Raw genomic sequence first — 10,380 nt, 5'->3', positions numbered from 1 at the left:
GTAGGTTTCCTGGACGGCATACCAGAGCACGCCGTCGTAGCCCCAGTTGTGGGTGCCGTTGAAGGCGTTGACCGGGAGCAGCTCGACGTACTGCACTCCGAGACCGGCAAGATAATCGAGCTTGCCGATCGCAGCGTCCAGCGTGCCCTCCGGCGTGAAGGTGCCGATGTGCATCTCATAGATGACGTTCCCGTCCAGGCCGGGTGAAGCCCAGCCGCTGTCCCCCCAGGAGTAGGCTCCGGCGTCGAACGTGCGGGAGAGTGAATGCACGCCTTCCGGTTGCCGGCGGGAACGCGGATCCGGCACCGGGTCAGCGGAGCCGTTGATGAGGTACCCGTAGTCCACGTCGCCGTCAGCCGGGGCACCCGGTGCTTCCCACCAACCGCCGCTCCGGGACGTCATGGGGTACTGCTCACCATCGGCCACGAGCGTCAGGGACTGCGCCTTGGGCGCCCACACATCAAACCTCGAACTCATTTACGCTTCCTCCTTTACGAGAAGTGCCACAGGGTAGGTCTCGAACAGGCGACCCGCGGGCACCGGCCCACCCTCGAAGCCGGTGCCGGTGATTGCGCAGCTGTAGCTTCCTTCCGGGAGTACGACGGCGGTGTCCCGCCAGCCGCCGGCCCGCTCCAGTCCCAGCGGGAGGCGGGTCACTACGGTAACGGCGCCGCCCCGGTCGAAGGCGAAGACGTGGTCCGCCGCCGCTCCCGTGGAAACCACTGAACGGTAACCGGTGAACAGCTCCGGCCGGTCCCGCCGCAGCCGCAGTGCCCGTGAGGTGACCAGGAGCTTGGCCAGGCCGCCATCGTCGATCCGGGGCAGCGCCCCGAAGGCAAGGTCAACCAGCCCCTGCTTCCGCGCCGCGAAGTCCACGGGGCGGCGGTTGTCCGGATCCACCAGCGAGGTTTCCCAGAACTCGGAGCCCTGATAGACATCCGGCACACCGGGCATGGTGAGCTGCACCAGCTTTGCGCCCAACGAGTTGGACCAGCCGGGAACGGCCGTCCTCTCCACCAGCGAGGTGACGAGACTGTTCACTTCCGGACGGTCAAAAGCGGCGTCCACGGCGTCATGCATTTTTTCTTCGAACGCGGCGTCCGGTGCGGTCCAGTGGGTGCTCGCATCGGCTTCGCGGGATGCCTTCTCGACGTAGGCGTGTGCCCGTTCCCGGCTGAGCGGCCAGGCTCCCACCAACGCCTGCCACATCAGGGACGCGAATGCGGGATCGCCGATGGGCGCCAGTGCGTTCAGCTGCCCGAGGGTTTCCACCCATTCCTCCGGGATTTCCGAGAGCACGGAGATCCGCGCCCGGGTGTCCTCGCCGCGCTTGGTGTCATGGGTGCTGAGGGAGTTCATGGTGTACGGCGCCGATTCCTGGCGTTCAAGCAGTGCCCGGTGGACATCGTAGGGATCCAGCGCGAAGATCGACGGATCCGCGCCCACCTCGTTGAGCGAAGTCAGCCGGTTGAACCGGTAGAACGCCGTGTCCTCGACGCCCTTGGCCATCACCATGCCGGAGGTCTGCTGGAACCGCACGGCAAGCTCGGTCAGCTCACCTTCGGGCCCGTTCAGGTACGGGTTGAGGAGCGGATGCAGCGCGTCGATCTCCGCTGACAGGTCCGGCCGCCGCACCTTCGCGTTGAGGACCGCTTCCGCCAGGTGGCCGGCGCCGTCCGGCAGGTAGCTGCGGTAGACCGGGAAACAGGTGAGCAATTCCGCAACGGCGTCGGCACTTCGCTCCGGTTCCAGGTTCGCTGACGCCGGAACCAGACGGGCAAGGCGCAGGACCTCTGAGCGCAGGATCCCATCGGTGATCCCACGTTTGGTTCCGTGGATCATGTGCACAAACGGTTCAACCGGCATCGCGGCGTCCAGCGGCGCCTGGCCGTCCGGATCGACAAACAACCGGTCCACGACCGCGAGGCCGTCATAGCCGGTGGTGCCTTCGCAGGCCCAGCGCGCGGGCAGCGACTCACCCGGCTCGAGGATCTTCTCCACCAGGGTGTAGGCCCCGCCCGAAAGCTCCCGCAGCCGCTCCAGATAGCCGGCCGGATCCGCCAGTCCGTCCGGATGGTCGATGCGGACGCCGTCCACCAGGGATTCGGCGAACCAGCGGCGCACCTCGGAGTGGGCCTCATCGAAGACCCACGGCACCTCCACCCGGACACCGGCGAGTGTGTTGACGCCGAAGAAGCGCCGGTAATTCAGTTCGCTGTCCGCACGCCGCCAGTTCACCAGCTCGTAGTGCTGACGTGCGTGCACCTGCGCGCCGGTGTCGCCAGGTTTCGCGGTGCCCTCTGCAATCGGGAACCGATTCTCGTAATAGTGCAGCTCTCCGTCAACAACCTTGAGCTGTTCCTCCTCGCCGTCCCCGTCACCGAGCACGGGGATCCGGATCCGGCCGCCGCCGGCGTCCCAGTCCACGTCGAACGCTTCGGCATAGCGGGAGTCCCTGCCCTTGGCGAGCAGGTCCCACCACCAGGCGTTCTGCGCCGGGGTGGCGACGCCCACGTGGTTGGGCACGATGTCCACGAGGACACCGAGCCCCGCCTCGTGGGCCGTCCGGCACAGGGCGTCGAATGCGTCGGCGCCTCCGCGTTCCGGGTCCACCGAGGTGGGGTCGGTGACGTCATACCCGTGGTCGGAACCCTTTTCCGCGGTGAGGACGGGTGAGAGGTACACCCAGTCCACCCCCAGGTCCACCAGGTAGGGCACAGTTTCTGCTGCGGCGGACAGGTCGAAGCTGGATCGGATCTGCAGCCGGTAGGTCGAGCGGGGTGTGTGCACGTTGTTTCTCCTGATGTGGGGTGGACTGGGTGGCCTGGGAAGGATCAGGCTGAGCCGGCCCGCGCTGTGTGCTCGTTGGCGAGGATGGCCAGGGAGGCGGCCACGGAGTGGTCCGGTTCTTCCACCTCGGCGTGCGCCCGCAGTACCACCATGGACTTGGCTTCCACGGTGACCTTGTTCCCTGCGGCGATGGGCGCGGAGTCGGCGTAGACGCCGGCCGTGTCGATCACTTCATCCCACATGGGCCCGTACTCCGCCGAGGGAACGGTGAACGTTACCGGCTCGTCATTGGCGTTGAAGTACAGGAGGAAGTTGAGGTCGGTGATGCGCTGACCACGCTGGTCGCGGCCGCGGATTCCCTGACCATTCAGGAAGACGCCGATGGAGCGGCCGAATCCGGCGTTCCAGTCCTCAGGTGCCATCAGTTCGCCGGCGGTGTCCAGCCAGACGATGTCCGGCAGCGCCTCGCCCTCGCCCCGGCGCACCGGGCGTCCGTCGAAGAAGCGGCGGCGCCGGAAGGTGGGGTGTTCGGACCGGAGCCGGTTCACCGCGGCCGTGAATTCGAGCAGCGGCTGGTCCAGCTTGTCCCAGTGGACCCAGGAAAGCTCGGAATCCTGGCAGTAGGTGTTGTTGTTGCCGTCCTGTGTGCGGCCAAGCTCGTCGCCGTGCGAGATCATCGGCACACCCTGTGACAACAGCAGGGTGGCGATGAAGTTGCGCTGCTGGCGGGCGCGGAGGGACTGGACCTCGGGATCATCCGTGGGGCCCTCGACACCGCAGTTCCAGGAGCGGTTATGGGTTTCGCCGTCGTTGTTGTCCTCGCCGTTGGCCTCGTTGTGCTTCTCGTTGTAGGACACGAGGTCCCGAAGGGTGAAGCCGTCGTGAGCCGTGACGAAGTTGATGGACGCCACCGGGCGGCGGGCTGAGTGCTCGTAGAGGTCCGCCGATCCGGTCAGCCGGGAGGCGAACTCGCCGATACTCGAAGGCTCCCCGCGCCAGAAGTCGCGGACCGTGTCCCGGTACTTGCCGTTCCACTCAGTCCACTGCGGCGGGAAGTTGCCCACCTGATACCCGCCGGGGCCAACGTCCCAGGGTTCGGCGATGAGCTTCACCTGGGAGACGATCGGATCCTGCTGGACCAGTTCAAAGAACGCCGAGAGCCGGTCCACTTCGTAGAACTCGCGGGCGAGGGCCGAGGCAAGGTCAAACCGGAAGCCGTCGACGTGCATTTCGGTTACCCAGTAACGCAGCGAGTCCATGAGCAGCTGGAGGGCGTGCGGGTTGCCCACGTTGAGTGAGTTTCCGGTGCCCGTGGTGTCCATGTAGTACTGCTTGTCGTCCTCCACGAGACGGTAGTAGGCCGCGTTGTCAATGCCGCGCATCGACAGGGTGGGGCCCATGTGGTTGCCCTCGGCGGTGTGGTTGTAGACGACGTCGAGAATCACCTCGATGCCGGCGAGGTGCAGTTCCCGCACCATCGCCTTGAATTCCTGAACCTGCTCGCCCTCGTCTCCGGCGGAGCCGTAGGCATTGTGCGGGGCGAAGAAGCCGATGGTGTTGTAGCCCCAGTAGTTGGACAGCCCCTTGTCCTGCAGCGTGCTGTCATTGACGAACTGGTGCACCGGCATCAGTTCGATGGCCGTGACACCAAGTTTCTGCAGGTGTGCGATGACGGACGGATGGGCCACGCCGGCATAGGTGCCGCGCTGTTCCTCAGGCACATCCGGGTGAAGCTGGGTGAGCCCCTTCACATGGGCCTCGTAGATGACCGACTGGTGGTAGGGGACCTTCGGCCGGCGGTCGCCGTCCCAGTCGAAGAACGGGTTGATGACAACACCGAGCATGGTGTGGGCGGCTGAGTCCTCGTTGTTCACGGAGGCGGGGTCGCCGAAGTTGTAGCCGAACAGTGCCTGGTTCCAGTCGTACTCGCCGTGAATGGCCTTGGCGTAGGGGTCCAGGAGCAGCTTGTTGGGGTTGCAGCGGTGCCCCTCGGCCGGGTTGTTGGGGCCGTGGACCCGATAACCGTATTTCTGGCCGGGCACCACGTGCGGCAGATAGCCGTGCCAGACGTAGCCGTCAACTTCCTTCAGCGCGATGCGTGTTTCGGCGCCGTCATCATCTATCAGGCACAGCTCCACTTTCTCGGCGACCTCGCTGTAGAGGGCGAAGTTGGTGCCGGTGCCGTCATAGGTTGCCCCCAGCGGGTAGGCATCTCCTGGCCATAGCTCCATGTGTGCTCCTTGCTTGATTATGCGTTCCGATCTGCTCGGGCCGCTTGTCCTGCATCTTTTCATAGCGCAGGGATCTGACATTCTGGTGAACGAAAGTTACTGGGGCTGCGTGGACGGTGGATCCTGCAGCAGATCGTGGATGACCCGGCCGATGTGCCGGGGCAGGCCGCTGACCACGATGGGGCCGCGCTTCGCGGCCCTCCGGCCGGCCAGGCCGTGCAGCAGCGCTCCGGCCGCGGCCAGCGCAGCCCAGCGGGCTGGGGGCGGCGGCCCGGGGAGGGAGCCGTCGTCGTCGTTGGCGCCATGGGTGGCGACCAGCGCGCCCAGGATCCCGGCGAGCGTGTCTCCGGACCCGGCGGTTGCCAGCCACGGTGTGGCGTTGGCCTGGACGAAGGTCTCCCCCGTCGGTGCGGCCACCACTGTGGTGTACCCCTTCAAGAGTACGGTGGCGCCGGTGGCCTGGGCGGCCTGGCGGGCGAACGCGGCAGGGTCAGCCTCGATGGCGGTCCGGTTCACCGCATCGCCCCGCCGTTCGAACAGCGCCGCCAGCTCACCGGCGTGCGGCGTGAGGATGACGTGCGCACCGACGGCGTCCGGCAGCAGCGGCAGGGCTCCGGCGTCCACGATGGTGGGCAGGCCGGAGGAGATCGCCTCGCGGGCACGTCGTCGCTGGCCGGGATCCTCCGTGGCGCCCGGACCCACCAGCCACGCCTGCACGTGCGTATCGGAGACCGAGCCCTGTGAGCACACCACCTCCGGGTGGACGGTGTTGATGAGCGCGGTCACCCGTTCGGGGCCGAGGAACCGGATCATCCCGACGCCGGTGGCCAGCGCCGCGCCCGTGGCCAGGACAGCGGCACCCGGGTACATTCCGGACCCGGCGGCGATGCCCAGGACGCCGCGACTGTACTTGTGGTCAGCGGGTTGGGGCTGAGCGTAGAGGTGCCGGAAGTCCGCGGGCTCCAGCGAGTACAGGTCCGGTTCAGGGAGGGTTTCGCCCAGGCCGATGTCGATGGTGGACACGCGTCCGGCAGCGCGGGCTCCGGCGCCCATCAGCAGCCCGGCCTTCAGCGCGCCGAAGGTGACGGTGAGATCAGCGGACAGTAAGTGGCCGGTGGCCTCGCCGGTGTCGGCGTTGACGCCGCTTGGGACGTCACACGCCACTACGGTTCCCGCGGTACCGCGCGCGTTGACGCGTTCAACCAGGTCAGCGGCCAGTCCCCGCAGGCCCCCTACGCCGCCGGTACCGAGGATTCCGTCGAGGATCAGGTCCGCGGTGGATACCCGTGCCGCGACACTGTCCAGGGTGGAGTCGCCGAGCTGGACCACCCGGCCGCCCGCGGCGCGGAACGCAGCCAGCGCGGCGGTGTGGGCCCGTTCGGAGGTGAGCACCGCCGTCGTGCCTGTTCCGCGTTGCTGCAGGCGGGCGCCGGCATAGAGCGCGTCTCCCCCGTTGTTGCCGCTGCCAGCCAGTACGACGACGGAACGTCCGTAGGTGCCGCCGGTCGCCGAGAGCTCCCCGGCAGCGGCCTGTGCGAGGCCGTGCGCCGCCCGCTGCATCAGCTCATCACCGAGGCCGGCCTCGAGCAGCGGGGATTCCGCCGCCCGGACCGAACTCCCGGTATAAGCACTAAGCACCCTTAGGATCTTACCGGGTGACGCCGGGATCTTCCCCCTCGGCCACCACCATGGCCGTTGCGACGTCCCCGTCGTGGCTCAGCGACAGGTGCCAGCGGTGCACGCCACGCGCGTCGGCAGCCGCCAGCACCGTCCCGGAAACCTGGACGAACGGGCTGCCGTTGGCGTTGAGGCCGACCCAGCAGTCCTGCCAGTTCATGCCCGCGGGCGCGCCGAGGGCCTTCGCGACGGCTTCCTTCGCCGCGAACCGGGCCGCAAGCGAGCGGGTATTCAGTTCACGTTCCGCCGCCACGAACAGCCGGTCGCGCAGCCCGGGGGTGCGCTGCAGTTGCCGCTCAAACCGGGGTACATCCACCACGTCCACTCCGATGCCGATGATCATCGGGAGGGCCTATTCAACCGTGACGGACTTGGCGAGGTTACGGGGCTGGTCGACGTCGTAACCCTTGGCGGTTGCCAGCTCGAGGGCGAAGATCTGCAACGGGACGGTGGTGAGCAGCGGCGCCAGCAGCGTGGTGGTCTGCGGCACGTGGATGACGTGCTCGGAGAACGCGGCCACGGACTCATCCCCCTCCTCGGCGATCACAATGGTGACGGCGCCGCGGGCGCGGATCTCCTGGATATTGGAGACCACCTTCGCGTGCAGTGAGTCGCGGCCACGCGGGGACGGCAGGACGACGACGACGGGCTGGCCCTCTTCGATCAGCGCGATCGGGCCGTGCTTGAGCTCGCCGGCGGCGAACCCCTCAGCGTGGATGTAGGCGAGCTCCTTGAGCTTGAGCGCACCCTCCATGGCCACCGGGAAGCCGACGTGGCGGCCCAGGAACAGCACCGACTTGGCGTTGGCCATGTCCCGGCCTAGCTTCTTGACGGCGTCCGAGTTGTCGAGAACCTGCTGGATCTTGGCGGGCATCTCGCCGAGATCGCTCATGACGGCGTTGATCTCGTCGCGGAACTTGTTGCCGCGCAGCTGGGCAAGGTAGAGACCCAGCAGGTAGGCGGCGGTGATCTGTGCCAGGAACGCCTTGGTGGAGGCAACAGCGATTTCCGGGCCTGCGTGCGTGTAGAGCACGGCGTCGGACTCGCGCGGGATGGTTGAACCGTTGGTGTTACAGATGGCAATCACCTTGGCGCCCTGCTCCCGGGCGTACCGGACGGCCATGAGGGTGTCCATGGTCTCACCGGACTGGGAGATGGCCACCACGAGGGTCTTCTCATTGACGATCGGATCCCGGTACCGGAACTCGTGGGAAAGTTCCACCTCGGTGGGGATGCGGCACCAGTGCTCGATGGCGTACTTGGCAACGGAGCCGGCGTAGGCGGAGGTTCCACAGGCCAGCACAACGATCTTGTCCACGGAACGCAGGATGGACTCGTCGATGCGCAGCTCGTCCAGCACGAGGTTTCCCTTGGCGTCGGTGCGGCCCAGCAGGGTCTGGCCAACGGCGTCGGGCTGGTCGTTGATCTCCTTTTCCATGAAGGAGTCGTAACCGCCCTTTTCCGCGGCAGCGGCGTCCCAGTCGACGTGGAATTCCTTGCCCTCGGCCGGGGCGCCGAAGAAGTCGGTGATTGCCACCTCTTCGGGGGTGATGGTGACAACCTGGTCCTGGCCGAGCTCAACCGCGCGGCGGGTGAAGTCAATGAAGCCGGAAACGTCGGAGCCCAGGAAGTTCTCGCCGTCGCCGAGGCCGACCACCAGCGGTGAGTTACGGCGGGCAGCCACCACCACGTCGGGGGAATCCTGGTGGATGGCGAGCAGCGTGAACGCGCCTTCGAGGCGCTGGCAGGCTTCCTGCATGGCCCTGGTCAGGGCGTCCTCGGTGCCGGCATCGGCGAGGCGGCGGTAGATGCTGCCCAGCAGCACTGCGGCAACCTCGGTGTCGGTATCGGAGAGGAAGGTGGCGCCGGACTCGAGAAGTTCGGCCTTCAGCTCGGCGAAGTTCTCGATGATGCCATTGTGGATCAGGGCGAGCCGGCCGTCGTCGGCCAGGTGGGGGTGCGCGTTCTGGTCGGTGGGTCCGCCGTGGGTGGCCCAGCGGGTGTGGCCGATTCCGGTGAGGGACTCGGGAAGCGGCTCGGCCTCCAGCTCGGCGATGAGGTTGGTGAGCTTGCCGGACTTCTTGCGGGACTGGATGCCCGCCTCGGTCAGGACTGCGACGCCCGCGGAGTCATAACCGCGGTACTCAAGGCGGCGGAGGCCTTCCATGACAACGTCAAGGGCGCCGTGGCTGCCGTTTGAATCGACGTCGTCGAGTACTGCGCTGCTGAGCGATGCGCCGCTATTACGGCCTACGTATCCTACGATTCCACACATGGGCTTAAGCGTACCTGCCGCGCGCTCCAACCCTTGTCCCGGCGCTGCGCGGGTGGTGCGGGTCACGGGCAGGGCCGCGGACCCGTTTGTTAATGCGGTGGCCAGAGGGCAGAATTCCAAGGGTGAGTGAGCGATCTCCCGGTACCGGGCCCACAGCTACGGTGGACGCCGGTGTCACCCCCTTCGTGGAACTGGACCGTTCCACGTGGGCGCGACTGTCCAATGAGATCGAGTCACCGCTGAATGTCGAGGATGTCCAGCGGCTGCGCGGGCTGGGCGACGCCCTCAACCTCGATGAGGTGCGCGAGGTGTACCTGCCCCTCTCGCGGCTGCTTTCGCTGTACGTCTCCGCATCCCACCAGTTGCATGCGGCCACCAACACCTTCCTCGGTGAGCGCACCACCCGGACGCCCTTTGTGATCGGGGTTGCCGGTTCCGTGGCGGTCGGCAAGTCCACCACGGCCCGTGTGCTGCGCGAGCTCCTGCGGCGCTGGCCCGGCACCCCGAATGTGGAACTGGTGACGACGGACGGCTTCCTTTACCCCAACGAGGAACTGGAGCGGCGGGGCCTGATGCAGCGGAAGGGCTTCCCCGAGTCCTATGACCGGCGCCGGCTGCTGCGCTTTGTCAGCGAGGTCAAGAGCGGCGCCGAAGAGGTCCGCGCGCCCTGGTACTCCCACCTGACCTACAACATTGTGCCGGGCCGTGAAATTGTGGTCCGCCGGCCGGATGTGCTGATTGTCGAGGGGCTGAACGTCCTGGCTCCCGCCCGGATGAGGGCGGACGGACGGTCCGGACTCGCCCTGAGCGATTTTTTCGACTTTTCCATCTACGTGGACGCCAAGACCTCCTATATTGAGGAGTGGTACGTCCAGCGTTTCCAGTCGCTGCGCAGCGGCGCCTTCGCGAACCCGGAATCCTACTTCCACCGGTACGCCTTCCTCACCGACGAGGAGGCCCGCGAGACCGCACTCGGCATCTGGCGCCGCATCAACGAGCCGAACCTGATGGCCAACGTCCTCCCCACCCGGGGCCGCGCAACCCTGGTGCTCACCAAGGAAGCCGACCACTCGATCCGAAGAATGCTGCTACGAAAGACCTGACGAGCCCCCGGTCGCGCCGCCCCTTGTCCTTCTGGATAACGACGGCGGCACTCCTCGCTGCGCTCTCAGCCTGCGGCACTCCACCGCCCACGGTCGAGGACACTCCGTCGGCGGCCATCCCCGCGCCGTCCGCGACTGCCGTCTCGCCCACCCCAGGGGCCACCGGACCGGTCGAACCGCCCGCAACACTTCCGCCCGGCACCATTCCCGCCCCGGCTCAGCAATCTCCGGGGACCGCTCCCACCACAGCACCGACCACGGCTCCCCCGCCGCCACGGCCGGAGCCGAGTGCGGCCGCGACCAG

At 67.1% G+C, this 10,380-nt stretch carries 6 protein-coding genes and 1 pseudogene; 1 reads left to right on the top strand and 6 read right to left on the bottom strand.

The genetic code is table 11. From position 1 onward, the window contains the following. The 6 genes and pseudogenes from X803_RS0116210 to glmS all read right to left on the bottom strand — a co-directional run. Positions 1-477: pseudogene (locus X803_RS0116210) on the bottom strand (malto-oligosyltrehalose trehalohydrolase); the annotation flags it as partial. Further along, on the bottom strand, positions 478-2,790 hold the full coding sequence (treY, locus tag X803_RS0116205) for a malto-oligosyltrehalose synthase (RefSeq protein WP_026545945.1): 2,313 nt from the start codon (positions 2,788-2,790) through the stop codon (positions 478-480). Between the two features lie 44 nt (positions 2,791-2,834). Then, positions 2,835-5,021, bottom strand: coding sequence for a glycogen debranching protein GlgX (glgX, locus tag X803_RS20720; RefSeq protein ID WP_035779521.1), 2,187 nt, complete (start codon positions 5,019-5,021; stop codon positions 2,835-2,837). A 96-nt stretch (positions 5,022-5,117) separates the two neighbouring features. Further along, a complete protein-coding gene (locus tag X803_RS0116195) occupies positions 5,118-6,659 on the bottom strand; it encodes an NAD(P)H-hydrate epimerase (protein ID WP_026545944.1) in 1,542 nt (513 codons plus the stop codon). 10 nt (positions 6,660-6,669) lie between these two features. After that, complete coding sequence (locus tag X803_RS0116190) at positions 6,670-7,041, bottom strand: holo-ACP synthase (RefSeq protein ID WP_026545943.1); 372 nt, start codon at positions 7,039-7,041, stop codon at positions 6,670-6,672. A 9-nt stretch (positions 7,042-7,050) separates the two neighbouring features. Further along, on the bottom strand, positions 7,051-8,973 hold the full coding sequence (glmS, locus tag X803_RS0116185) for a glutamine--fructose-6-phosphate transaminase (isomerizing) (protein ID WP_026545942.1): 1,923 nt from the start codon (positions 8,971-8,973) through the stop codon (positions 7,051-7,053). 122 nt (positions 8,974-9,095) lie between these two features. On the opposite strand from glmS, the gene coaA reads away from it, so the two are divergent. Next, entirely contained in the window at positions 9,096-10,076 is a 981-nt protein-coding gene (gene coaA / locus X803_RS0116180; RefSeq protein ID WP_253907502.1) for a type I pantothenate kinase, read from the top strand. Positions 10,077-10,380 lie beyond the last annotated feature (304 nt).

It is taken from the genome of Arthrobacter sp. 35/47 (genome assembly GCF_000520475.1).
In the GTDB taxonomy this organism is placed as follows: domain Bacteria; phylum Actinomycetota; class Actinomycetes; order Actinomycetales; family Micrococcaceae; genus Arthrobacter_D; species Arthrobacter_D subterraneus.
This window is presented reverse-complemented; position numbering and strand designations above follow the sequence as displayed.